Annotated in this window: 20 protein-coding genes, 2 pseudogenes and 1 riboswitch; of the genes and pseudogenes, 14 read left to right on the forward strand and 8 right to left on the reverse strand. The window is 46.4% G+C overall.

All coding sequences use genetic code 11. The features are described from left to right. Window positions 1-204: 204 nt before the first annotated feature. The 7 genes and pseudogenes from LQV63_RS23595 to LQV63_RS23625 all read right to left on the reverse strand — a co-directional run. Window positions 205-2,313, reverse strand: coding sequence for a serine hydrolase domain-containing protein (locus LQV63_RS23595; protein ID WP_233698576.1), 2,109 nt, complete (start codon window positions 2,311-2,313; stop codon window positions 205-207). Between the two features lie 139 nt (window positions 2,314-2,452). Further along, window positions 2,453-3,433, reverse strand: coding sequence for an alpha/beta fold hydrolase (locus LQV63_RS23600; RefSeq protein ID WP_233698536.1), 981 nt, complete (start codon window positions 3,431-3,433; stop codon window positions 2,453-2,455). A 321-nt stretch (window positions 3,434-3,754) separates the two neighbouring features. Further along, window positions 3,755-4,735 (reverse strand): alpha/beta fold hydrolase, encoded by a 981-nt coding sequence (locus LQV63_RS23605; RefSeq protein WP_233698537.1) that lies wholly within the window; start codon window positions 4,733-4,735, stop codon window positions 3,755-3,757. A gap of 263 nt (window positions 4,736-4,998) precedes the next feature. Continuing rightward, on the reverse strand, window positions 4,999-6,027 hold the full coding sequence (locus LQV63_RS23610; protein ID WP_407672959.1) for an alpha/beta fold hydrolase: 1,029 nt from the start codon (window positions 6,025-6,027) through the stop codon (window positions 4,999-5,001). 207 nt (window positions 6,028-6,234) lie between these two features. After that, on the reverse strand, window positions 6,235-7,602 hold the full coding sequence (locus LQV63_RS23615) for a sensor histidine kinase (protein ID WP_233698538.1): 1,368 nt from the start codon (window positions 7,600-7,602) through the stop codon (window positions 6,235-6,237). After that, window positions 7,599-8,273, reverse strand: coding sequence for a response regulator transcription factor (locus LQV63_RS23620; protein ID WP_233698539.1), 675 nt, complete (start codon window positions 8,271-8,273; stop codon window positions 7,599-7,601). Before LQV63_RS23620 ends, LQV63_RS23615 begins: the two co-directional genes overlap by 4 nt. Before the next feature lie 590 nt (window positions 8,274-8,863). Beyond that, window positions 8,864-9,034: pseudogene (locus LQV63_RS23625) on the reverse strand (transposase); the annotation flags it as partial. Between the two features lie 285 nt (window positions 9,035-9,319). Between LQV63_RS23625 and LQV63_RS23630 the strand changes: the two are divergent. The 7 genes and pseudogenes from LQV63_RS23630 to LQV63_RS23660 all read left to right on the forward strand — a co-directional run bounded on the left by LQV63_RS23630 (window position 9,320) and on the right by LQV63_RS23660 (window position 15,210). Then, window positions 9,320-9,541, forward strand: a complete 222-nt coding sequence (locus tag LQV63_RS23630) for a hypothetical protein (protein ID WP_233698578.1) — start codon at window positions 9,320-9,322, stop codon at window positions 9,539-9,541. 12 nt (window positions 9,542-9,553) lie between these two features. Then, the gene (locus tag LQV63_RS23635) at window positions 9,554-9,733 is read left to right on the forward strand and encodes a hypothetical protein (RefSeq protein ID WP_157259506.1); all 180 of its coding nucleotides are present in this window, start codon (window positions 9,554-9,556) and stop codon (window positions 9,731-9,733) included. Between the two features lie 109 nt (window positions 9,734-9,842). Next, window positions 9,843-12,199, forward strand: a pseudogene (locus tag LQV63_RS23640) (xanthine dehydrogenase family protein molybdopterin-binding subunit). After that, window positions 12,186-13,019 (forward strand): FAD binding domain-containing protein, encoded by an 834-nt coding sequence (locus LQV63_RS23645; protein ID WP_233698540.1) that lies wholly within the window; start codon window positions 12,186-12,188, stop codon window positions 13,017-13,019. The pseudogene LQV63_RS23640 and the gene LQV63_RS23645 overlap by 14 nt, the downstream one beginning before the upstream one ends. A 3-nt stretch (window positions 13,020-13,022) precedes the next feature. After that, window positions 13,023-13,523: a (2Fe-2S)-binding protein gene (locus tag LQV63_RS23650; RefSeq protein ID WP_019420774.1), complete on the forward strand. Its 501-nt coding sequence runs from the start codon at window positions 13,023-13,025 to the stop codon at window positions 13,521-13,523. A gap of 12 nt (window positions 13,524-13,535) precedes the next feature. After that, the gene (locus LQV63_RS23655) at window positions 13,536-14,585 is read left to right on the forward strand and encodes an XdhC family protein (protein WP_233698541.1); all 1,050 of its coding nucleotides are present in this window, start codon (window positions 13,536-13,538) and stop codon (window positions 14,583-14,585) included. Further along, window positions 14,572-15,210, forward strand: coding sequence for a nucleotidyltransferase family protein (locus tag LQV63_RS23660; RefSeq protein ID WP_233698542.1), 639 nt, complete (start codon window positions 14,572-14,574; stop codon window positions 15,208-15,210). The genes LQV63_RS23655 and LQV63_RS23660 overlap by 14 nt, the downstream gene beginning before the upstream one ends. Here LQV63_RS23660 and LQV63_RS23665 read toward each other — a convergent pair. Then, the gene (locus LQV63_RS23665; protein ID WP_233698543.1) at window positions 15,168-16,214 is read right to left on the reverse strand and encodes an FUSC family protein; all 1,047 of its coding nucleotides are present in this window, start codon (window positions 16,212-16,214) and stop codon (window positions 15,168-15,170) included. The genes LQV63_RS23660 and LQV63_RS23665 overlap by 43 nt on opposite strands. 252 nt (window positions 16,215-16,466) lie before the next feature. After that, window positions 16,467-16,618: riboswitch (adenosylcobalamin (AdoCbl) riboswitch) on the forward strand. A 392-nt stretch (window positions 16,619-17,010) separates the two neighbouring features. On the opposite strand from LQV63_RS23665, the gene LQV63_RS23670 reads away from it, so the two are divergent. The 7 genes from LQV63_RS23670 (at window position 17,011) to LQV63_RS23700 (ending at window position 24,227) form a co-directional block, all read left to right on the forward strand. Further along, window positions 17,011-18,153, forward strand: a complete 1,143-nt coding sequence (locus LQV63_RS23670) for a 1-propanol dehydrogenase PduQ (protein ID WP_233698544.1) — start codon at window positions 17,011-17,013, stop codon at window positions 18,151-18,153. A 193-nt stretch (window positions 18,154-18,346) separates the two neighbouring features. Next, a complete protein-coding gene (locus LQV63_RS23675) occupies window positions 18,347-18,703 on the forward strand; it encodes a BMC domain-containing protein (protein ID WP_026010996.1) in 357 nt (118 codons plus the stop codon). Between the two features lie 10 nt (window positions 18,704-18,713). Further along, window positions 18,714-19,145 carry a EutP/PduV family microcompartment system protein gene (locus LQV63_RS23680; RefSeq protein ID WP_233698545.1) on the forward strand — a complete coding sequence of 144 codons (432 nt, stop codon included), beginning with the start codon at window positions 18,714-18,716 and terminating at the stop codon, window positions 19,143-19,145. Window positions 19,146-19,216: 71 nt separating this feature from the next. Then, window positions 19,217-19,789, forward strand: coding sequence for an ANTAR domain-containing response regulator (locus tag LQV63_RS23685; protein ID WP_019420782.1), 573 nt, complete (start codon window positions 19,217-19,219; stop codon window positions 19,787-19,789). After that, the gene (locus tag LQV63_RS23690; RefSeq protein ID WP_233698546.1) at window positions 19,782-21,206 is read left to right on the forward strand and encodes a sensor histidine kinase; all 1,425 of its coding nucleotides are present in this window, start codon (window positions 19,782-19,784) and stop codon (window positions 21,204-21,206) included. Before LQV63_RS23685 ends, LQV63_RS23690 begins: the two co-directional genes overlap by 8 nt. Window positions 21,207-21,340: 134 nt before the next feature. After that, a complete protein-coding gene (eutA, locus tag LQV63_RS23695) occupies window positions 21,341-22,771 on the forward strand; it encodes an ethanolamine ammonia-lyase reactivating factor EutA (protein WP_233698579.1) in 1,431 nt (476 codons plus the stop codon). Between the two features lie 91 nt (window positions 22,772-22,862). After that, a complete protein-coding gene (locus LQV63_RS23700) occupies window positions 22,863-24,227 on the forward strand; it encodes an ethanolamine ammonia-lyase subunit EutB (RefSeq protein WP_019420785.1) in 1,365 nt (454 codons plus the stop codon). The last annotated feature ends 2 nt before the right edge of the window (window positions 24,228-24,229 follow it).

Consider the following 24,229-nt stretch of genomic DNA (forward strand, 5'->3'; position numbering starts at 1 on the left):
GTAATCCCTTGCGGTTTACTGTGCGAACCTGGCAACGAGTGTGGAAGAGACCGCGAACCATTTCGCCGTGGGTAAGGTTGCTTTCATTGTTAGTTCAATCTTTGATTCATCATCTTAATGTTACGCTCTAAGGCCGCACAAAAAAAGAACTGCCACATAAGGTCAGTAATGACCTTAGAGACAGCCTTTTCGACAAGCCTGTATTTATTTATTCAATGAAATCTCAAATTTGGAGTCAACTTCTCCTGCAAATACGATCCTACCATTCTCCGGTAATACGACCTGATTATTACCGCTGATAACAGTGTGGTTCATACAAATACCTGCCTGATTATAGACAGCAAAGGCGCCATTTGAAGGTATTTTAACTGTCATAACTTTTCCTTTGGCAGCCGCAGGCACTGAAAACCATTTGGCATAGCCGTCCGATTCGATCGTTGTTGAAGATTGGGTACCCGTATGGAGCGGTTTTACAAGTTTCTCACTAGCGTATACGTTACCTCCTGACGTAACATACTCCAATCCATTCCTCTGGAAGAAATTGATTTCCTTCGTGTCACGACCAGCCATACCAGGAATTTGCAGCTCATTCACTGCTTCGTTTGCTCCAATTATCTTATGATTCGAGATATAGCTTGGAAGCTCTTTAAAAATATGAATAGGTATGATTGGTGTAACATTAAGGTAGACCGTTGATGTATATTTCTCATTCATCAAGTAATATTTTTGACCTTCACGCTTTTCCCATGAGGCGCTAATCTCCTGAGATAATTCACTTATTTCAAGCTTCTCTGCCTTATATTCTGAGAAAGCTAACTGTCCGAGTCCCGGTACGGATAAATAGGAGCGTGACCATAAATAAGTACGCCCATTTTTCTCCACAACGAATTTCAATTTTTCTGTGCCTTCATCGTTCACAAAAGAACCATCTGCCGTATACGTATACTTTTGATTAGGCTTGTTTGGAGCTGTAAGTGTGGTTACAGACATTTGTTCGGCAGCATTCAGTTCTACCTTCATTTGCTTACCTGAACCACCACCATACATACCTGCATACCGGGACATTTCCTTCGGCATATCTGCCTTTATAGGTACACCATATGACTTCTCCGGCTTCCGTTCTTTAATAATATTCTTCTCTTGAAGTGCACTTAGCAGAAGTTCACTCGCAATGAATTGATCTTTTGCGCTTGAACCACCTGAAGAGGTAACCGCTGCAGCCATGTTGTATTCCGGGAGCACCACTAATGATGAATGATACGATATGGTATCTCCACCCTTTGTAACCGCCTTGATGCCGTATTCGTTAAATGGGAACAAGTTCACACTATCCCACCCTAATCCATAAGAAATAGACGTATCGCTATCTTCTGACCATATGCCTCTTTTATATTCTTCTTGTGCCATAGCTTCTACTGACTTGCTAGAAAGAATCCCATCGACCTGTCCCGTGAAGATTTGCGAGAATTTGGCGAGATCTTCAGCTGTAGAGTAGATGCCTCCAGTAGCAATGATGTTATAATTTTCTTTTGGAAGCTGTCCCTCATACAGAGGGGAATAGATCCCAGCCATTTTCGATGGATCCAAAAGATCCTGTGGTGTTTTGGTATTTTTCATGCCCAGAGGCTCAGTAACATATTTGTGAATGAATGCAGTAAAGCCCATGCCGCTAACTCTCTCCACCAGAATCTCAGCCAGCGTAAAACCATCGTTACAATATACGGAGTATGCTCCTGGATCTGCCTTCAAGTTTTGAGTCGCCAATTGCTCTAAAAAAGTATCATGTGAGTAAGTATCATTATCCTCATACAATGTAGCATTATGGCCCGAGGTGCCGAGAAGACCAGAGGAATGATTCAGCAGCATGCGTGGTGTAATTTGTTTGTATCGATTGTCTTTCATCTTAAAGTCATGTATGTAGTTCACAATCGGAACATCCAAATCGACCTTGCCCTCATCAACAAGCTTCATAACAGACGCTGTAAGTACCATTTTGCTAGTTGAACCTATGCCATATATCGTTTTTGAAGTAAGAGGTACTTTATCCTTTAGGTCGTTTTTGCCTGCCTGCCCGGAGATCACAATCTCTCCATCATCAATAAGTGCATATTGCACACTCGTAGTACCGTAAGTTTCTGTTAGTATCTTGGCTTTCTCAGCAACTATTTTCTTTGTTGCATCATAAGTAAGAGTGCTGTTACTCGTAGCCGGAGCGGCCATCGCAGACATTGGAGCTAGCATCGTTAGCACCAGGGTAAAAGCGGCAATTGAAGTTCGTTTTTTAGTTATTCTCGTGCCCACTCTCTTTTTCATTTCCTCACTTCGTTTCACGCGCATCTTCTCCTTTTCTCATCGGTTTAATGGCTACTTTAAACTAGCCATTAAACATAGCTTATACAACGAAGATGTACTCCCCATGACGACAATATGAATGGAGTATGAACAAGATTACTTATTTAATTTCTTTCATAAATTCTCTCAAGTTCTCTGTGATTTCTTTGGCTTTTGTACGATGGATGTAATGATCTGCTTCAAACCGTATCACTTTTCCATGTACAGAATTTTTTACTTGTTCTTCATGCTCGGGTACCCATCGATCCGTTACTGGATGATTCGCTTGAATAAAGAAAATAATAGGAAGATTTTTCGGGAATGATACGCTTTCAGCTGCTTTAAAATTTGATTGCATATGTTCAACTTCATTTAATAGGTTGGGATTATACATGTTTTTGTGCATAAGCATTCTCATTTGTTCTTTCGTTTTATCATCATAGGGCAGTGCAGCCAATGGGTCAGTACCCAATTTCATGGCCAATCTGGAGAGACCTGATTGTTTGAGCCATTTAACCATTTCTAATTGTGAAGATTTAACCTTCTCACTTAGCGTCGGAACACTGCTATCGAGCCCGACAAATGTACTCACTTCGTTTTCATATTTATTCACATATTCGAGTCCGTAAACGCCTGAAATGGAGTGGCCCATTAGAATATAACGTTTAATGTTAAGACCCTGTAAAGCTTCGTGAATTTCACTAACAACATTCTCTGTGGTTCGTTCCTTTTCGGTTAGATCACTTAATCCATAACCAAAAGGCTCAACCACGACGACTTTGTAAAATGGTGACAGCTCTTCGATTAGCGGTTTAAAGTCCAGTGCGGGTGCCGCTATTCCAAGACCAGGTAGGAGCACTACGGTTTCTTCGCCTGCTCCTTGAATCAAAACATTCATATTTTTCCCATCTACAGATACGTGTTGACCATAGGGCTCTATTCTTCTTAACTCCGATTGATTACATATAAGATTAACTGTATAAACAATGACTAGAAAAAGCACGATGGCTATCATTATTGCCCCGATTACTTTAAGAAAAATGCTTCGTACTTTATTTGTTCTCGTTCGATTCCTCGTTTTCATTTCCTCTGTTTGTGTCATTTGATCGTCTCCTGCCCTATCTGTTTATTAAACTATCCTTAAAGAGGCCCACAAATGAAAGTTTAACCAATGAAGATGTACTCCCCGTGACGTCAATATGAACCGAGTGTGAACAAGCAAATAAATGCCACGTCGTCATATGCAATGAAGCTTGCACAGGCCTGCCGTAACCTAGAACATACAAGTGCTTAGCCAATCCAGTCCTACCATGTGATAACATCTCATATGTACAAACGCACAATAAAAAACCGCCCCAAAGGACGGTTTTCCATATCATTTATTAACATTTGCATAATAGTGGATGAACCTTTCTCCGAACACTTACTTCGCTTCTTTCATAAATGCTCTAACGTTTTCAGCGATTTCTTTGAATTTGGTATGGTGTAAATAATGTGATCCATCCATGGTTATTACTTTTCCATGTACCGAGTCTTTGACCTGCCCTTCATGCAAAGGTATCCATTCTTTTATCCCTTCATTATTCGCTTGTACAAAGAGAAGAAGTGGAAGGTCTTTAGGGAATGTTAAGTCATGAGCACCTTTAAAATTAGAAGAAATATGGCCCATCTCATTTAAGATAGTGTCATTATTCATGCTTTTATACGAAATCATTTTCATTTGCTCTACGGTCTTATCATCAAAAGCTAATGAAGCATAGGGGTCAGCACCTAGTTTCATCATCATTCTTAATAGACCTGATTTCTTGAGCAACTCTAACTTTTTGATTGGTAATTTGACATCCATACCCGGTTGTGTTGGAACACTGCTGTCGATTCCGACAAATGCGGTAACCTCGTTTCGATATTTGCTCACATAATCAATGCCGTAAATGCCTGCAATGGAGTGGCCCATGAGCATGTATCTGTTAATATTAAGCTGCTGTAAAGCTTCATGAACTTCACCTACGATATTCTCCGTGGTTCGCTCTTTTTCAGTTCCATCACTTAATCCATAACCGAAAGGCTCAACCGCGACAACTTTGTAAAATGGGGATAATTCATCGATGAGCAGCTTAAAATCAAGCGCTGGTGTAGCTGTTCCAAAACCAGGCAGGAGTACGATCGTCTCCTCGCCTTCGCCTTGAATTAACACATTCATATTTTTCCCGTCTACAGATACGTGCTGACCGTAGGGCTCTATTCGTTTTTGCTCCGAATTCGTACTTATCACATTCGTGATATAAACAATCCCTAGAAAAAGAACAATGGCGATAACGATTGCTCCTATAATTTTAAGTAAAATGCTTCGCACTTTCTTGAATTTCGTTCCATTCCCCGTTTTCTTTTCCTCTGTTTGTGTCACTCTCATCTTCTCCTGTCCTGATCTGTTTATTCAGTTTTCTTAACGGTGCGACTAACGAAAGTTTAACCAACAAAGATGTACTCCCCATGACGACAATATGAACTGAATATGAACTAGCAAAAAAAATGCTACGACATGACATGCAAGGAAGCTTGCACATGAGACCGTAGCATGGATAATATAAGGACCATGTTTAGATAATGCGAATGAGAGCATGTTGTTACATCAAATAGTTACAAACAATCTTTCATTTTAAAAATCATCTACTTGTCTTTTTTTACTTCTTCCATAAATGTCCTGAAGTTTTCAGCGATTTCTTTTGATTTGGTATGATGTAAATAATGGGTTCCTTCAAATGTCATCACTTTTCCATGTACAGAATCTTTTACTTGCTCTTCATGTAGGGTTGACCATCCTTCAATTGATGTACTATCCGGTTGTAAAAAGAATATAACAGGAAGGTTTTTTGGGAATGTTAAATTTTCAGCCGCTTTAAAATTAGTAATCCTATTTTCTATTTCATTCGCAATGGTGGGATTTCTAAAGTTTTTGAAAGAAAGTATTCTCATTTGTTCTTTTGTTTCATCATCAACTGGTATTTTAGCATATGGGTCAGCACTTAGTTTCATTATTAATCTGGCTAAACCTGATTTTTTGAGTAGCGTAATTGTTGTAGATGATATGGGAGATTCAACAACCTTATCACCGTATTGCTTGGGAGCACTGCTATCGATCCCGACAAATGCACTCACTTCGTGTTCATATTTGTTCACATAATCTAGTCCGTAAATGCCCGAAATGGAGTGACCCATTAGAATATATCGGTCAATTTTAAGACGCTGTAAAGCTTCATGAATTTCACTTACAATATTTTCTGTGCTTCGTTCCTTATCCGTTCCATCACTTAATCCATAACCAAAAGGCTCAATCACTGCGACTTTGTAAAATGGTGATAACTCTTCTACTAGCGGCTTAAAATCAAGTGCTGGTGTTCCTGTTCCCAAACCTGGTAGCAGCACGACTGTTTCTTCGCCTTGTCCTTGAATCAAAACATTCATATTTTTCCCATCTACTGTTACGAACTGACCATAGGGTTTTATTCTTCCTTCCTCTGATTTGCTGCTGATCTTATCAACGACAAAAACAATGGCTAGAAAAAGTACAATTGCTATAACTAATCCTGCTAATACTTTAAGTAAAATGATAAGCCATTTTTTCATCTTACTAGCTGTTTTTTTGTCTGTTGTTGTATCCAAGTCCATTTTCTTTACCTCGCGTAGTTTCACTCGCATCTTCTCCTGTCGTTATCTCTATATTGGGCTGCCTTAACGGGTCGTTAAGGAAAGCATATACGATGAAGATGTACTCTCCATGACGACAATATGAACTGAATATGAACAAGTAAAAAATGCTGCGGCCCACATACAAGGAAGTTTGCATGTGGGCCGCAGCATGGAGAACGCGGTCTAGTCAATCCAATGGATACCCTATGAATCTAACTAATCTGTTGGCGTAGTGATTGGCAAGGCGACAATGAAGGTCGTTCCTTGATCAGGTTCACTTTCTACTCGAATGTCGCCTTGATGAAGCGATACAATCTGTTTAACGATGGCAAGTCCCATACCGCTGCCGCCATACTTACGACTGTGTGAACGATCTGCCTTAAAAAACCGTTCGAATATACGTTTCTGGTCCTCCAAGGAAATACCAATGCCCGTGTCGGATATTCGGACTGTCACATTTTTGGCATCTTGTTTGATGCTGACGTCAATAATGCCGCCATCAACTGAGAATTTGATGCTATTGCCGATTATGTTCGTCCATACTTGGTTTAATAGATCATGATCAGCCGTTAGGCGAACGGCCTTTAAATTGAGCTCGAAACGGATGCTGCGGGCAGACCATTGCGGCTGGAGCGCCACGATTACCCGTCTGATCTGTTCATCAAGGCTAAGTGTGGTCAAACGAAGCTGCTGTGACTGCGCTTCAAGCAAACTCAGCTTGAGGAGGCTGTCGCTCATCTTGGACATCCGCTTCGCTTCAGCGATGATAATATCAAGATAACGGCTTCGTTCATGGTCTGCTAGGTCTACTTGCTTAAGTGCTTGAGCATAGCCGGATATCGAGGTAAGCGGAGACTGAACCTCGTGCGACACGTTCGTTACGAATTCCCTGCGCATCTGCTCTAGTTGTTGCAAATCGTGCATCATCTCTTCGAAGCTGCGAGCCAAAGTACCCAGCTCACCCGTTTGCTTAATATTCAGCTTGACGTTGAAATCTCCAGCTGCTATACGCTTGGTCGCCTTTGTCAGCTTTTTGATCGGTCTTACCAAAAATATGGAGGCCACCAGAATTATTAAGCTTCCTGCAATCAACGAACAAGTTGCAAATATCGATGCCCACATAGTGACAAAGGACGCGGAAGGAGGGGCGAGCATCTCCAAGAACATCGCTTTTGTTCCTAGTTCCGTTTTCAAAGGCAACCCTAAGAGGATCTTAGCAATACCATTCGGATTGTCTTGAACAACGCCTCCATCTAATACTTTCTTTAATTGCTCCTTCGTCACATTGGTAAGTTTGTGTCCGTTAACTCTTCCGTACGACTGGAACTGACCCGTTGCTTCGTAAATCCGAATATGATAGGAATTGAGCATCTTCATTTCACTTACGAACGAGTCCGCTTCACTTAACGGAAGAGTCTTGTAAATCCGGACAATGTCTTGGCCAAAGTTACGAATGTTGATTTGTGCGTTTTCGTTTAATTTTTCTTCAAATATCCAAGTTGACACAAAAAAAGAAATGATCGTGCCCGCGATAACGGACACTAAAAATGTCAGGACAACACGTATATATAAGGATCTGATCATTCGTAAACCTCAAGCCGGTACCCAAGCCCACGCACCGTTTCGATACGAAAATCGGGTGTAGTCGCGAACCGTTCGCGCAGACGTTTAATATGTACGTCTATCGTTCGATCATCTCCAGCGTAATCGATCCCCCAAATTTGATCGATCAACTGCTCGCGTGTATAGACTTGTCCGGGTGTTCCAGCGAGCTTGTACAGCAATTCGAACTCTTTGAGCGGCAACGTGAGCGATTCCGTCCCTCTTATCACCTTATATGTCTGTCGATCAAGGATGACGTTCCCGAACTTGATCGTCTGCGTGGAGCCAATCCGGTATCGTTTCAGTAATGCCCTAACACGAACCGTCAACTCTAACGGATCGAACGGTTTCGTCAAATAATCGTCTGTCCCAAGTTCGAAACCTTTCACTTTCTCCCATGTTTCGCCTCTCGCAGTCAGCATAAGTAACGGAAGATCAGGATTGGCTCTACGGAGCTCCTTGCATAACGTCCAACCATCCATAATCGGCATCATAATATCGAGCACGACAAGATCAATATGCGTCGAGGCATAGACGGTCAGCGCTTCCTTGCCGTCTGCGGCTTCGGCTGTTGCAAATCCGTCGTTGCGTAGAAACAAACAGACGAGTTCGCGAATGTTCGCATCGTCATCAGCAACCAGTATAGTAGGCATCTGTTCCCTCTTTTCCCTGTTTTCCATCCCATACAGTAGTAACCATTATACTATAAATGGATTGAAACACAGAATAACGTGGATAGATAGAACAGAAAAAGACTACATGCCATAAACAAAAATAGATCCCAAGATTTTCGTAGGCTTTCGCAAGGTGAATGTGCGGGTGCCGCCCGTTTTACGTATACGTTGGGACTAATTTTATTTATCTTGGCCCCAGTCCCAGTTCAGCATATCGCAACGAAGCAGTGCACCCGCATGGAAGCTTTACTTAAGAATGCCCCCGGCCATATTTCAGTGTGTTTCTCCGTGGTACAAATGAGCGAGTTAGCAGCAAAAGATGCTCTCCTTGCGATTTGCAGCCTCGCCTGCAATTTGCCGTGGACCCCGTAACGATAGCTCATTTATTATCCGGAACAGGCGCCCCTAGCCGGACGACAGCTCCTTAAGGCCCTGGCCGCCGAGTGGGCTGTTTCAGTTGTTCCTGCTGTTCGTCGCTCAAACGAAAAGGTGCGCCCGGTGAATGGTTCATTTGCAGTCCGGGAAGTCCGCTTTGATCGTAAGCCTTGATATATGCGGAAAGCGGACAACTAAAGAAGCATTTCTCCCCAATTTAGAACACGGCTTGTCCATTTGCGGACCATGTCCATAGTGACCAGATAGAGCATCTTAAGCAGCGCTTCGCCGTTTGGAAAAACACTCTTTCCCTTTGTTGCTTTGCGAAACTGACGATGATAACTCTCGATGATGTGAGTGGTGTAGCTGTGACTAAATTATTCTCCTTGATGAACTCCCGCAGTTGATGTTCCGTCCTAAGTCCCATGTGTTCTCCCAACCTTTATAGAACCATTGATTATAGCTATTAACACTAAGTAGTTGGTATATGGATTATAACTTATTGCTGATACGTAGAAGCATCCTTTAACCAGCTAAGAGGCGTCTGATGGGAAATTGGGATATGTGGAGAACTTGAGATCTCATCATGTAACAATAGTTGGGCGTTTGCCATACAGTATTATTGACTATATATGAAAATCAGTAAGGGAGTGTTTATTTTGTCAAATACAGCTTTTTATCGCGATATGCATACGTCTTACGATCCTAATCAACTCGCTGGTCAATATTTTGTACGGGCGGAGCATTTCGAACGTATGAAAATGGCTAACGCGAACAATCCAGTATTGTTTTTCCACTATGCCGAACAAGAGTATTATCACAAAGCCCTTGCTCACCGATATCAAGGGATAGCTCATGCCGCGGAGAGATAGCAATTCATTTAAGTGAAAACGAAAATAAAAATGGGCAGCGGAAATGATATTCCACAGCCCATTTTTGCTGCTGAAGAAGGATGGCTTGACCTTCACCCCAACAATCCCAACTCCTCATATACCTTTATCGCAATGAACCGTTCTGCACCAAATGATGGTCACGTTGAAATTGCTTTACAACATATAATTTAGATAATACGGACAAAAAATCATGTATATATAGGCTATGGAGAACTTTAGTAAATAAATATTCGAATAGCCTCTTGGAATTGGTCCTTGTCCACCCTGACTATGCAAAGCGTTGCAGGGCTATTTGAAAAAGGAGGGGGCCAAGATCGGCCGATCGGTTGGAAAAAGCGTTCCCAGAAAGGAAACATGGGAGAAAGTCACAGGGTCAACCAAATATATTAATGATATCTCGAGACCGGATCTTTTACATGCCAAAATAGCTATCAGCCCCCATGCTCACGCCAACATAAAATCAATTGATTCGTCGAACGCCATGAAAATACCGGGTGTAAAAGCGGTCATTACAGGACAACATTACCCGATTTTGACCGGATCACCACTGACAGACCGGCCACCAATCGCAATTGACAAAGTGAGATATTATGGCGAGCCCGTCGCCCTTGTTGTCGCGGAACAAGAATATATTGCAGAGATGGCGGCTCTCCAAATCAAAGTGGATTATGAGCTTTTACCGGTCGTCCTTTCTCCAAGTGAAGCTTTTCAGAAAGATGCTCCGCTTATTCATGAGCATCTTGCCGCGTACAAGCGGAACGAAGAGGTATACCCAGAGCCGGGAACTAACATCGCGAACCGAACAAAAATACGCAAGGGGAATATGGAGGAAGGATGGAGGAATAGCGATTATACCATTGAAGTCCAGGTCACATTACCGCAATCGGATCACGCTGCGATGGAAATGCGATGCTGTATGGCAGAGATTTTACCTGGCGGAAAAGTGATCATCCATTCCGCTTCACAATCACCCTATATTATCCGAAGGGCAATCAGCCAGTCGTTTCATATCCGCTTCACAAAGTCATCGTTCACACGCCTCTGGTCGGAGGAAGCTTTGGTGGAAAAGCCGCGATTCAGATGGAATTTCTTGCTTTTTTGGCTTCAAACGCGGTTGGCGGGAGAGCTGTAAAATTGGTTAACTCCAGGGAGCTGGACATGATCTCTTCTCCAGTCCATATTGGATTGGATGCCAGAATCAAACTTGGCTGTACCCATGAAGGGAGAATTATGGCCGCCGAAATTCTGTATCTGTATGATGGCGGAGCTTATTCGGATCGAGGTGCGGTCATGAGCCGAGCGGGAGCCGTCGATTGCACGGGGCCTTATCGCATCGATAACGTTCATTGCGACTCATTATGCATGTATACCAATCACCCCTATTCCACTTCATTTCGAGGATTCGGCCATCCGGAACTGACATTCGCCATGGAAAGAGCGATGGATTTATTGGCGGATCGAGTGGATATGGATCCTTTGGAATTTCGTTTTTATAATGCGATAGGACCAGGGGATACGTCCCCGACACAAACCTTGATGGATAGAAGTAATGTGGGCGATTTACCCATGTGCATTGCAAAATTGAAAACATTAATCCATTGGGACGACCGCCCCCTACTTGAAATCGATGGCGATCTCATCAAGGCGAAAGGGGTGTGCTGTTTCTGGAAAAATTCGAATACGCCAACAGATGCCGGAGCAGGAGCTGTTATTCTATATAATCCCGACGGAAGCGTGAATCTGCTTTGCGGTGCAGTAGAAATCGGCCAGGGAACGAGGACGGCGCTTACTCAACTGTTGGCGGAACGGTTGCGTATGGATGACCGGATGATACATATTTCTACGGAAGTAAATACTGAAACCGATCCCCATCATTGGAAAACGGTGGCGAGCCGCAGTACATTTCTAGTTGGCAATGCGATTCTGCATGCGGCTGACGATGCCATCGTACAGTTAAAAAACATAGCTTCAATTGTGCTGCAATGCTTGCCGACTGACTTGGATGTCGGAGGGGGCAAGGTTTTCCGTAAAGATCGCTCCGATATTGGGATAGAAATTGAAAAAATCGCCAACGGATACAAATTCCCAAATGGGAATACGATCGGTGGTCAAGTAATCGGACGCGGGAGCTATACGATGCGTAATTTAACATCATTGGATCCAGAAACAGGTAAAGGAAATCCCGGTCCAGAGTGGACGGTAGGCGCACAGGCGGTAGAAGTGGAATTAAATACAAGAGAATACACATATAAAATCGTAAAAGCGGCATCGGTCATCGATGCCGGCAAGGTGATCAATCCGGAATTCGCCCGCAGCCAAATCACGGGCGGTATGAGTATGGGCTTAAATTTTGCTAGCCGGGAGGCTTTTCTATTCAATGATAAAGGTGCCATAATAAATCCGCAATTGCGTACCTATAAATTGATTCGTTATGGAGAACAGCCGGAGTACTTCGTTGATTTCGTCGAGACGCCTCATTTGGAAGCGCCTTACGGGTTGCGCGGAATCGGTGAGCATGGCTTGATTGGCATGCCCGCGGCATTGGCGAATAGCCTGACCCTCGCCGCTGGAGTAGAGCTTAATCATTTGCCTCTGACGCCCGAGATGATCTGGAGGACGATCCATGATTCCGTTTAATTTTGAATACTACAAACCTTCTTCCGTTCAGATGGCTGTGGAATTGTTTCAGTCTCTGCACAAACAAGGGAAGAAACCGATGTATTACTCCGGAGGGACGGAAATCATCACATGGGCTCGAGCAAACTCCATTCAACCGGGATCTGTTATCGATTTGAAGTTCATTCCGGAGTGCAACGTCATAGAAATGCAGAAGGATAAATTGGTTATCGGAGCTTGCGTCACGTTATCGGTATTATCCGCGGCGAATCCATTCCCGCTGCTCACTGAAACAGCACAGGGAGCCGCCGACCAAACAGCCCGGAATAAAATCACGCTCGGGGGAAACATTTGCGGCAAAATTTATTACAGGGAGGCCGTGCTTCCGCTTTTGTTGGCAAACAGCCGTATGGTTATAGCAGGAATACAAGGGATAAGAGAGACTTCTATCCACAATGTTTTCCTGCAACAATTGAGATTGGAGAATGGAGAATTTCTTGTACAAATCCTAACAGACCGCGGTTATTTATCGTTGCCGTTCGTTCATTACAAAAAACGGCAGATTGGCAATGTCGGCTACCCTCTTGTGACAGTAGCTGCTATTAAGAAAGATAAACAGATTCACACAGCATACAGCGGCGTTTGCTCATTCCCTTTTCGATCCCTTGTAATGGAACAGGCGTTGAACGACTCCTCGATACCGTTGGCGGCAAGAATTGAACAGGCGATCGGCAAACTTCCTGCTCCATTACTAGATAATGCGGAAGGATCCGCCTCTTTTCGGAAATTTGTGCTTAAACAAACGATGGCTGACGCGGTTCAGATATTGGAAAGAAGGTGAAGCATGTCATCCTGCGATACCACTATTTATCCAGTTGAATTCCAAGTTAACGGTGAGAAGCGAACAATTCGAGTAAGGGCTGCTGATATACTGTTATATACAATTCGAGACAAACTTGGACTCACGGGGAGTAAATCCGGTTGCGATAACGGAGACTGCGGCACGTGTACGATATTGGTAGACAGCCTTCCTATGAAATCGTGCCTTATGCTCACCGTGGAAGCCGATGGAAAGAAAATTACAACGATCGAGGGTTTGATGAACTCACCGGTACAGCATGCCTTTGTACAACATCAGGCATTTCAATGCGGTTACTGTACCCCCGGCTTTATTGTGAACTGTCAGGGCTTGCGGAATGTTCATCCGCATGCGAATGAGGACACAATTAGGGTATGGCTGGAATCCAACATTTGCAGGTGTATGTCCTATGAAGAAATTCACAATGCGGTGAAGGACGTCTTTATGAAGAAAGAGGATGGGGAAGCATTTTCCTCTAGGAGTTGAGGAGGGGCGAGCTTGGAAGAAATTCATCGCATTTTGGAAACCATTCAACGTACCAGCCTAAGGAGCGTGCTTGCGACGATTACCCATGTGGAAGGGAGCGCTTACCGTAAAGAAGGGGCCTGCGTGCTGTTTCTTGAAGATGGTTCACAATTAGGGATGCTAAGCGCTGGCTGCCTGGAGGCTGATCTTTCGGCCTGCGTGCCGGATATTCTGGAGACAGGCGTTTCTCGCAGCTTCGTGTTCGACATGCAGTCATCGGATCCGCTGTCCTGGGGGGAAGAACTAGGGTGCGGCGGTGTTGTTCATGTCACGATGGAACCGGTAAATGATGAGCTTGCGGATCATTTATGTACATTGAAGAATTATTTGGATCATGGAACCGAGGTCATACTCATTAAAAGCTTCGGCTCGGATGGGTCTGTGATCGATTATGGTTTCTTGACTAGAGATCGGCACCTATTCGGGGAGTGGAGGGGAGAATTTCCACAGGTATTATTGGATTGGACGTCGTCGGAGGAATCGTGGAGGAGCGGAATGAAGTTTGTCTCATCCATGCAATCGGATGTTTTCGTTCATACCTATTATCCCAGACCGCGTCTTATGATATTTGGTGCGGGACCGGACGCCAGACCACTTGCCGCATTTGCAGCGATCATCGGTTTTTCTGTCACCGTCTCCGATTGGAGACCCGCCTTTTGCAATCGGCGTTATTTTCCGGATGCTGAATCTATTTTATTGGGGTTTCCAGAGGAAACGATAGGGATGATTCATTTTTCGCCTTACGATTATGCAATTGTAATGAGTCATAATTTTAGGAGGGATCAGCAGCTGGTTCGACTTCTTTCTGAGCGGCAGCTTTGTTACCTTGGCATTCTGGGACCGAAAAATAGAACGGAACGCCTGCTAAAAGGCGGGCCGGTTCCGATGGAAGTTCATTCTCCCGTGGGACTTGCGATTGGTGCAGAGGGGCCCGAGGAAATCGCAGTGAGCATTCTCGCAGAAATAATAGATACGTATAGAAAAAATAGAACACAAGAAGTTGTTGTCAATGAGCCGGAATAATATCGTTGGCATCTATTTAGCGGCAGGCCAAAGTACCCGAATGGGTTCGGATAAACTTAGACTTCCGTTGGGTCCTATGAATTTGGGGAATTATGCGTTGGCTGCGGCTTTGAGATCCAGATTGGATTATGTTTGGGTAATAGTAAATGACGTTGCGGCAGCTTGGATGGATCACACATTTTACCGGGATCCGATCAAACGGAAATGGTCCGTTATTCACTGCCCTGAATCTCGTTTGGGGCAAGCGCACTCTCTGCGGTGCGGTGTACAGGCTGCACTTTCCATGGAAGCGACAGCCTTGATGATAGTACTGGCGGATCAACCTTTAATTACAAATGAGATGATCAATGAACTGCTTTTATGTTTTCAAACGCATCAGATGAACGGCAACATTGGTTTCGCGGCCTCGAGGTATGATGGTTTAGCAAGACCGCCGGTTATTTTTGCTCATCGAATGTTTTCGGATCTCCTGCGATTGCAGTGCGATCAGGGAGCCAGACATCTTATTCGAAAGGAAAAATCGGGAATTTGCATCGATTTCGCAAACCCGGACTTGTTCATGGATGTGGATACTGCTGAAGATTACAGGGCTTTATTGGGAAAAACCACATTTTGGAAATCTTGAATGACTTGTTCGGCGTTCATATATAACGCAAGCGGGTACTGATAGTTCTCCATATTGGCAGGCGCTTTTATTTGCAGGGCTGAGCCATTGGAAGCCAAGCTGAATGAGGCTGGGTCATCCAATACACTTTTCCATTCCTTTACAAACCCCGCTAACGTATTCAAATGAACGGCCCAAATCCGTTGATCCTCTTTCGCAAAATTGCCGCTTTCGGACCATTTCGCAAGAACTCGTATCATGTCGGCAGAATTGGCATAGCCAGACCGAAGTTGATGCATTTTCTGGTTTAATTTTTTTAAGATATCGCGTTTTTTGCGGCCTAGCGGATTGTAACGCACACTTTGCTCCGCTTTATCCAACTCGGTTGTCGCTTGATGAAGTTCCCGGAATAAGGTTTGCAATTCTGTTTGCAATGTTTGGGCTTCACTCGAGGAGCAGCCCTCTTTTACCCAAAGTGCGATGTTTACAAAATGATTGGATAGATGGTCCGTGAAATGGATCATCTTTTTTTTGGCTTTGTTAACGGAATCGGGGGGGAATATCAGCATATGGATCAGTAGGGCAATGACAGCGCCGATAACGGTATCACGTATCCGATCAAGGGAATAGCTGGGCATCTTGCTTTGAAAGTACATTACCAATAAAATGCTGAGAGCAACTTGGATCATTATAGCATGATCCAACTTCAGCCACGTTACGATTAGAGCCCCTACAAAAAGGAGGAAGCCTATGCTCCAGCCGTTTAAACCAACATAGGGCGCTATTGATGCAGTGAAAAGAACGCCGGCAATTGTCCCCATGATGCGCTGCCATGCAAATTGTATGGACTTGTCAACTGTTAATTGTATGGACAAAATGACCGTCAGAGGAGCCAAGTAAGGATGTTTAGATCCGGCCCACTCCGCGAGCTCCCATGACAGTGCTGCAGCTAATGGGATTTTCCATACAGCCCCTTTGTATTTGATAAAATCCATCATTTTATTAACCATTTTAGTAAGCTCCATCTTCATCTTATTCCTTATCAATTGTTCGTTCCCTTGTGTTGTCTCTACCGCGTCGGAGTTGGAAAGGCCCCTTCCTCGTAGTATGTCAATTACGATTTCCATTTATTACGAAGGCGGGCATGCTACCACCGTCATACTGGCATTTACGTTATATGTGTCAAACATGGAAAACTGTTGAAATTCATATCTTACATATTGCCAACGCGATTGTTTATGCTATAATAATGTCGAATGGACGCCCATTCACGTCATACACAATAGAAAAAGTTATAGGCAATGGAAGTTTGGTGCAAATCCAACGCGGTCCCGCCACTGTGATAGATCGAATGCTCGGTCTTAAGTCAGGTCGTTTGCCTAGTAACTTTGTCTGACCAGTCATTTCGAGGCGAAAGTGGCTGGTTTACAAGTCTAGTGACGTTTACCGCCTTGCTAGGCTTTTTTTTCGTTGCAAGAGGGCTGCCGACGCTGCTGTCGGCAAGGCCGGGTGGTCGCCGCCGAACACGTACAATGAGGTATGGCTAAGCAAACGGGAGGTTCTTCAATGCCGAAGAACAGATGCACAGTGAGGTGCATGTCCCTTTTTTTTCACCATCTGCCGCTCACGTGCGGATAACGGCTGCCAAGATCCGGTTGACGAGTATCCGGATAACGGTGTAAAGTGGTGGTAGACAATTGAATGATTGCGAGTTGCACAATGGCGTGCACCATATATCATAAGCAAAGAGGCTTTTAAAGGAATCCGTTCTTTTAAAGGTCTCTTTTTTTGTTGCCAATTACTTCCTTGGAGGTGCCTTACATGGACAAAATTTCTATGAAAACCGACATTTATATGGGACAAGGCGCGCTGGATCGCCTGACGGAATGGCGGAATAAGCGGATCTTCATCGTCACAGACCCGTTCATGGTCAAGTCGGGGATGATTAACATGCTGTTTGAACGGCTGCATGAAAGCAACGAACAATACATTTTCAGCAATATTGTTCCCGATCCTCCGGTCGAAGTCGTGACAGAGGGCGTGGAAGCGCTCGGAGCGTTCCAGGCCGATCTTATGATTGCGATTGGCGGCGGTTCCGCGATCGATGCGGCCAAGGCGATGAAGATTTTCGCTCAGAAAATCTTGGACCAGCGCGATATGCCGTTCGTGGCGATTCCGACAACGAGCGGAACGGGCTCGGAAGTCACGTCGTTCTCCGTCATCAGCGACAAGAAGAAGAACATCAAATACCCGCTGGTGTCCGATGACATGCTGCCACAAGAAGCCATCTTGGACCCAGAATTAGTCAAGAGCGTGCCGGACTTCATTACCGCCGATACGGGAATGGACGTGCTGACCCACGCGATCGAAGCGTATGTATCCACCAAAGCGAACGATATTTCCGATGCTTTGGCAGAGAAGGCGATCAAGCTGGTTTTTGCGTATTTGCCGAGAGCCTACAAGGACGGGAACGACCTTGAGGCGCGCGAGAAAATGCATAATGCCTCTTGCCTGGCGGGTATGGCGTTCAATATTGCGTCGCTCGGGCTTAACCATGGCATCGCGCATGTGGCCGGAGCCAAATTCAAGATTGCGCACGGACGCATGAATTCGCTGCTATTGCCGTATGTGATTGAATTCAATGCCGATTACAAGCCGGGTTACGGCAAAGAGGAGAGCAATGCGGCGGCGGCCAGATACGCCGAAATCTCCAAGAGCTTGGGGCTGCAGGCTTCCAATGCGAAGAGCGGCGTTCGCAGTCTGGTGCAGGCGATCAAGCAGCTGCAGAAGCAATTGCGCATGCCGCAGACGCTGCGGGACTGCAACGTGGAACTAGGCACGCTGAAAGAGATGAGCGCGGCGATTGCCGAGGGTGCGCTGCAAGACGGATGCACGGCCACGAATCCGCGTGTTCCTGCCGCATCCGACGTCGTTGAAATTTTGAACAAAATGTTTCAATCTTGAATAGCAATTAAATTCCAGCCGTAATGATGTTGACAACGTTTGCAGGTTAAAATATAGTAAAAGTAACACAAAGGCGTGTTGCATACAAATAAAAGCGAAGAGGCTTCTTAAAAATTCCGTGTGAACTTTTTAAGGGGTCTTTATGTTTTTTTACGGCTATTTCACGGTTTTTTACATGAGATGGGATGAGGGTATGGACCAACAACACAACGAAAAACAACGCGTCATTCAGGAGTACGTACCTGGGAAACAGGTCACGCTGGCTCATATTATCGCGAATCCTAACCCGGATATTTACAAGAAGCTGGGCTTGGGAACCGAGGCGAAGGATGCCATCGGCATTATGACTATTACGCCAAGCGAAGCTTCCATTATTGCGGCGGACATCGCGACCAAGGCGGCTGGCGTGCAGATCGGCTTCGTCGATCGCTTCAGCGGGTCGCTCGTTATTACGGGCGATGTATCCTCCGTGGATTCCGCCGTGAGTGAAGTGCTGCTTGGCTTGCAGAACATTCTCGGCTTCTCGGGTGCGAAGATTACGAGAACGTAGGGGAAGCGACATGAAGAAAATCATATTTGCCGGAAGCACCGGCTCGGGCAAGACCACGCTGTGCCAACGGCTGCACGGTCAGGAGATTGCCTACAAGAAGACGCAAGCCGTGGAGACTTTCGAGCAAGCGATCGATACGCCGGGGGAATGCATCGAGAATCGTTATTTGTACAAGATGCTGCTTGTCTCCAGCGTCGATGCGGATGTCATCGGGCTTGTGCAAGATTGCACGAAGGAAGAAAGCTATTTTCCGCCGGCCTTTGCGACGGTATTCGCCAAGCCGGTGATTGGAATTGTGACCAAGGTGGAGCTGGCCCGGGCGGATGAGGATATCACGCAAGCGAGAGCTTATCTGCAGGCGGCGGGCGTAGAGCATATTTTCGAGGTTTCGACCATGGAGAACGTGGGAGTGGAAGCGCTTCGGGCTTATTTGGAGGCGTAGGCGACTTTATCATTCGATAGAGGATTCGCAAGATACAAGCAAATATCGGTAGACAATGAGGTGCATGACACATGAATGGAAAAATTGTAATAGTCGACGACGAACCTATTACAAGAATGGATATTCGTGAGATGCTTGAAGAGGCGGACTACAATGTAGTAGGCGAAGCTTCCGATGGCTTTGAGGCCATCGAGTTATGTAAGAAGCATCTGCCCGACCTGGTCATCATGGATGTTCAAATGCCAATTTTGGATGGGTTGAAGGCGGGTAAACGAATCATTTCAGAGCAGCTGGCCAGCGGGGTTATTCTCTTGACCGCATTCAGCGACAAACAGACGATTGAAAAAGCATCCTCTATCGGTGCGCTTGCTTATCTGGTGAAACCGCTCGACGAAAAGTCGTTCATTCCCATGGTGGAAGTGACCATTGCCAAAGGCAAGGAAATACGCAAGCTGGAGCAGAATCTATCGAAGCTGTCCCAGAAGATGGAAGAGCGGAAAGCGGTCGAAAAGGCGAAAGGGATTTTGATGAAGGAAAACGGCTGCACCGAAGAGGAAGCCTATCAAACCCTACGCAAACTTAGCATGGATCGACGGTGTCCGATGATAGAAATCGCAACAACCATCGTCATTTCCTATGATTGATTTCAAAGAACAGATTGTGCGGTTGTGCAATCGGCATACGGGACTGGCGGACACGGATATCGTGCGGCTGACCGAGATAGCCGAGTCATTCGAAATGTCCGAGGTGCCGGATGATGTGTTCATCGACGTTCTGTCCAGCGTGGCGAATGAGGCGATTGTGGTGTACCACCGCCGTCCGGGTAACGGCAAATCGCTGTACCGGCGTCCGGTTGCGGGCGAGAAGGCGCTGCGCGAGAACGAACCAGGCGTCTTGAGAACGTTGGAAACCGGAATTATGTCACAGGGACTCGTTGCCAATACGCAGGAAAATCATCTGGTCAGGCAAACGGTATATCCGATCAAAAATCATGAGGGCGTCATTGCGGTCGTCATCTATGAAAAAGATGTGAGCGACAATATTCAAGCCCACTTCAATGTGACGGGGACGCAATACGAAGATGGTGAAATGTCTTCGATGTTGACCGCCATGCTGCGGTTCAAGGACTCGATCATCAATCAGCTGGAGGATGCCGTTCTCGTGTTCAACAAGCACGGATTTTTGAAGCTGAAAAATAAGAAGGCAGACGCGTACTATCGTCAGCTTGGTTATTTGGAGGATATTCAGGGCTTGCATTATGACAATCTATCGCTGGATCAGACGGTCTTCTCCGACGTGATGAAGGAGCACTCCACGTCCCCTTCCTGTCCATTGACGACAGATGTGAAGGTGGCCGGTCGCTATTATCAGGTGAAACGTCTGTTTATTGCGGAGCGGGATCTTTGCATAGGCGTCATCTTGCACGATGTGACGGAAATCAAGGACAAGGAAGCGGAGATTGTCTCCAAATCGGTGGCCATTCGCGAGATTCACCACCGGGTGAAAAACAATTTGCAGACCGTGGCGTCTCTGCTCCGTATTCAGGCGCGGCAATGTGAAAGCCCGGAAGCCAAAAAATGCTTGAACGAAAGTGTCAGCCGGGTGCTGGCTATCGCGGCGACCCACGAACTGTTGTCCACGGAGATCGAAGCGCAGGTAGAACTACTTGACGTCATTCGGCTCATCGCTTCGAATATTCAACGCTGCTTTGTCGATTGCAAAAATGTCAATATCGAGATAGCGGCTACGCAGAGCATCTGCTTGGACAGCGATCGCACCGTCGCGATTGCGCTGATTGTAAGCGAGCTGCTGCATAATAGCTATGAGCATGCTTTTGGAGATTGCACGGACGGCACGATTACGGTGAATGCGCAGCTGGAAGGCGGATTGGTCACCGTGGAAGTGGTGGATGACGGAGTCGGATTTTCCGTTGAAGACGGTTCGCACAAAAGCTTGGGCTTGTCCATCGTCCGCAGCTATGTGAAGGACAAGCTGAAAGGCAAGCTTGCCATTGCGTCCAGTTGTGATGGCACGACCGTTGCGTTTACCTTCAAAAAATAAATAATCGGGCTACAAGGATGTAGTTCTGTAAGCAATGAGGCTTAAGGTTAACAATTCCCGCCAATCGGGGGGGGATATAACTTTAAGCCTTTTTGCGTGCATATATGTGGTATCAAGCGATGGGGGTGAAAGAAGTGAACGAGCAATTGCTAAGCGTTGGCATTGATATGGGAACCTCGACGACCCAACTCGTGCTGTCGAAGCTGCATATTCAGAACCTGGCATCGTCCTTTTCGGTGCCCCGCTTGGTCATTACGGACAAAGAAGTGGTTTACAGGAGCGATATCTGCTTTACGCCCGTGCTTGCGGACAACCGGATTGATGCAGGGCAAATCCAGACGTTCGTGCAGGAGCAGTACCGGAAAGCCGGCATCCGTAAAGAAGAGATCCAGACTGGAGCCGTCATTATTACAGGCGAGACGGCCCGCAAGGAAAACGCCAATGAAGTGCTGCTGTCGTTAAGCGGATTTGCCGGAGACTTCGTGGTCGCTACCGCAGGCCCGGATCTGGAAAGCATCATTGCCGCCAAAGGCGCGGGCGCCCATACGTACTCCAAAGAGCATTCCACTTCCATCGTCAATATCGACATTGGCGGCGGCACCAGCAATCTGGCGCTGTTCGCCGATGGCGAGCTGCTGGATACGGGATGTCTGGACATCGGAGGCCGTCTGATCAAAGTCGACCGGGGGACGCACGAGATTACCTATATCGCGCCGAAGATCAAGCAGCTCGCGGAGCGAAGAGGATTTCAACTGGCCCTTGGGCAGCAGGCAACGCCAGCCGATCTGGAGCCGATCATCGGGGAGATGGTGAAGCTGCTCGAAGAAAGCGTCGGCCTCCGGCCGCCAGGTGATTTCTACGATACCATTGTCACGAACAAAGGATTGAAGCTGGATCGGACCATTCCGTGCATATCCTTCTCCGGAGGGGTGGCCGACTACATTTACCAAGAAGCGGCGGGCGATGTGTTCCAGTATGGAGATATCGGGATATTGCTGGGAAGAGCGATTGCCGCCTCCTCGTTGACGCAGCGGATGACGGTGGCGCTATCAGCCGAGACCATCCGGGCCACTGTCGTGGGGGCCGGTTCCCATACGACCGAGATCAGCGGAAGCACGATCACCTATACGGAAGAGAGCTTTCCGATCAAAAACATTCCGATTCTGAAGCTCGCAGCGGCGGATGAATCGGGGAGCGACGAGGTGCTGGCGCGGGCCATCGCCGACAAATTGAATTGGTTCAAACTGAACAATGATTTGCAGCGGGTCGCGATCGCATTGGAAGGGAAGAAGAGTCCTAGCTTCCAAGAGGTACAGAAATATGCCCAAGGGTTGTACAAAGGGATGTCGGAGCTGCTGGAGCGAGAGTATCCGCTTATCGTGATTGTCCATCACGATATGGCGAAGGTGCTGGGACAGACGCTATATGCCTTGCTTGGCTACAAGAAGGATGTCGTCTGCATCGACAGCGTGCAAGTCGACAACGGCGACTATATCGACATCGGCAAGCCGATTGCGGAAGGCAAGGTATTGCCCGTCGTCATTAAAACGCTCGTGTTTAACTAATTAAAGGTTGAACATGAACTAAAATATTGAACATGCACTAATAAAGGTTGTTCATGAACAAATCGAGTTGCATTTGGAAGGAGGAGCTTTTGTGATTTTAAAAACTAAGCTGTTTGGCCGAGTTTATCAATTCAGCAGCCTAATGGAAGTCATGGCAAAAGCAAACGAGGAAAAATCAGGGGATATGCTGGCCGGACTGGGGGCTACTTCGTCGGAAGAACGCGTGGCGGCCAAAGTGGTACTGTCCCAAATCAAAATGTCAGACTTGCGCGACAATCCGGCGGTTCCCTATGAGGTGGATGAGGTTACCCGCATTATTCAGGATGGGGTAAATGAGCGCATCTACAGTGAGATTCAGAACTGGACGGTTGAGGAGCTGCGGGAGTGGATCTTGAACGAGAACACAACCGAAGCCGACATCAAGCGCGTGTCCCGCGGTCTGACAGCCGAAATGATTGCTGCGGTTGCCAAGATCATGTCCAACCTTGACCTGATGTACGGGGCGAAGAAGATTCGCATTACGGCTACTGCCAACACGACGATCGGCCGTCCGGGCACTTTGTCAGCACGTTTGCAGCCGAATCACCCAACCGATGATCCAGATGGCATTATGGCTTCCCTTATGGAAGGCTTGACCTTCGGTATCGGGGACGCCGTACTTGGTCTCAATCCGGTTGATGATTCCGTAGAAAGCGTAACGCGCGTTCTGAAGCGGTTCGAGGAGTTCCGCCAAAAGTGGGAAATTCCAACGCAAACTTGCGTACTGGCCCATGTTACGACTCAAATGGAAGCCGTTAAACGCGGCGCTCCGACAGGACTCATCTTTCAATCGATCGCAGGTTCGGAAAAAGGCAATGCAGCGTTCGGCTTCAATGCCGCCACGATTGAGGAAGCGCAGCAGCTCGTGCTGCGGCACGGACAGGTGGCAGGCCCGGATGTGATGTATTTCGAAACAGGCCAAGGCTCGGAGTTATCTTCCGAAGCCCATCACGGGATCGACCAAGTGACGATGGAAGCGCGCTGTTACGGCTTTGCGAAGAAATACAACCCGTTCCTCGTCAATACCGTTGTTGGATTCATTGGTCCAGAGTATTTGTACGATGCGAAGCAAGTGGTTCGCGCCGGCCTAGAAGATCACTTCATGGGCAAGCTGACGGGCATTTCCATGGGATGCGACGCCTGCTACACGAACCATATGAAGGCCGATCAGAACGACTTGGAAAATCTGGCGGTTCTGCTATCTGTGGCAGGCTGCAACTTCTTCATGGGCATCCCGCACGGCGACGATGTCATGCTGAACTATCAAACTACCGGTTATCACGAAACCGCGACGCTGCGTGAATTGTTGGGCCTGCGTCCGATTCGGGAGTTCGAACAATGGATGGAGAAGATGGGCTTCATTGAAAATGGCAAGCTGACCAAAAAAGCCGGGGACGCATCTGTGTTTCTCAAGTAGGG

This window comes from Paenibacillus profundus (assembly GCF_021369635.1).
GTDB lineage: Bacteria > Bacillota > Bacilli > Paenibacillales > Paenibacillaceae > Paenibacillus_B > Paenibacillus_B profundus.

Coding starts and splice junctions, on each gene's coding strand:
- LQV63_RS23645 (WP_233698540.1), top strand. CDS start 12,186: ATGATTCCGTTTAATTTTGAATACTACAAACCTTCTTCCGTTCAGATG.
- LQV63_RS23615 (WP_233698538.1), bottom strand. CDS start 7,602: ATGATCAGATCCTTATATATACGTGTTGTCCTGACATTTTTAGTGTCC.
- LQV63_RS23670 (WP_233698544.1), top strand. CDS start 17,011: ATGGACAAAATTTCTATGAAAACCGACATTTATATGGGACAAGGCGCG.
- LQV63_RS23660 (WP_233698542.1), top strand. CDS start 14,572: ATGAGCCGGAATAATATCGTTGGCATCTATTTAGCGGCAGGCCAAAGT.
- LQV63_RS23610 (WP_407672959.1), bottom strand. CDS start 6,027: ATGCGAGTGAAACTACGCGAGGTAAAGAAAATGGACTTGGATACAACA.
- LQV63_RS23675 (WP_026010996.1), top strand. CDS start 18,347: ATGGACCAACAACACAACGAAAAACAACGCGTCATTCAGGAGTACGTA.
- LQV63_RS23650 (WP_019420774.1), top strand. CDS start 13,023: ATGTCATCCTGCGATACCACTATTTATCCAGTTGAATTCCAAGTTAAC.
- LQV63_RS23620 (WP_233698539.1), bottom strand. CDS start 8,273: ATGCCTACTATACTGGTTGCTGATGACGATGCGAACATTCGCGAACTC.
- LQV63_RS23685 (WP_019420782.1), top strand. CDS start 19,217: ATGAATGGAAAAATTGTAATAGTCGACGACGAACCTATTACAAGAATG.
- LQV63_RS23600 (WP_233698536.1), bottom strand. CDS start 3,433: ATGACACAAACAGAGGAAATGAAAACGAGGAATCGAACGAGAACAAAT.
- LQV63_RS23595 (WP_233698576.1), bottom strand. CDS start 2,313: ATGAAAAAGAGAGTGGGCACGAGAATAACTAAAAAACGAACTTCAATT.
- LQV63_RS23665 (WP_233698543.1), bottom strand. CDS start 16,214: ATGGAGCTTACTAAAATGGTTAATAAAATGATGGATTTTATCAAATAC.
- LQV63_RS23680 (WP_233698545.1), top strand. CDS start 18,714: ATGAAGAAAATCATATTTGCCGGAAGCACCGGCTCGGGCAAGACCACG.
- LQV63_RS23690 (WP_233698546.1), top strand. CDS start 19,782: ATGATTGATTTCAAAGAACAGATTGTGCGGTTGTGCAATCGGCATACG.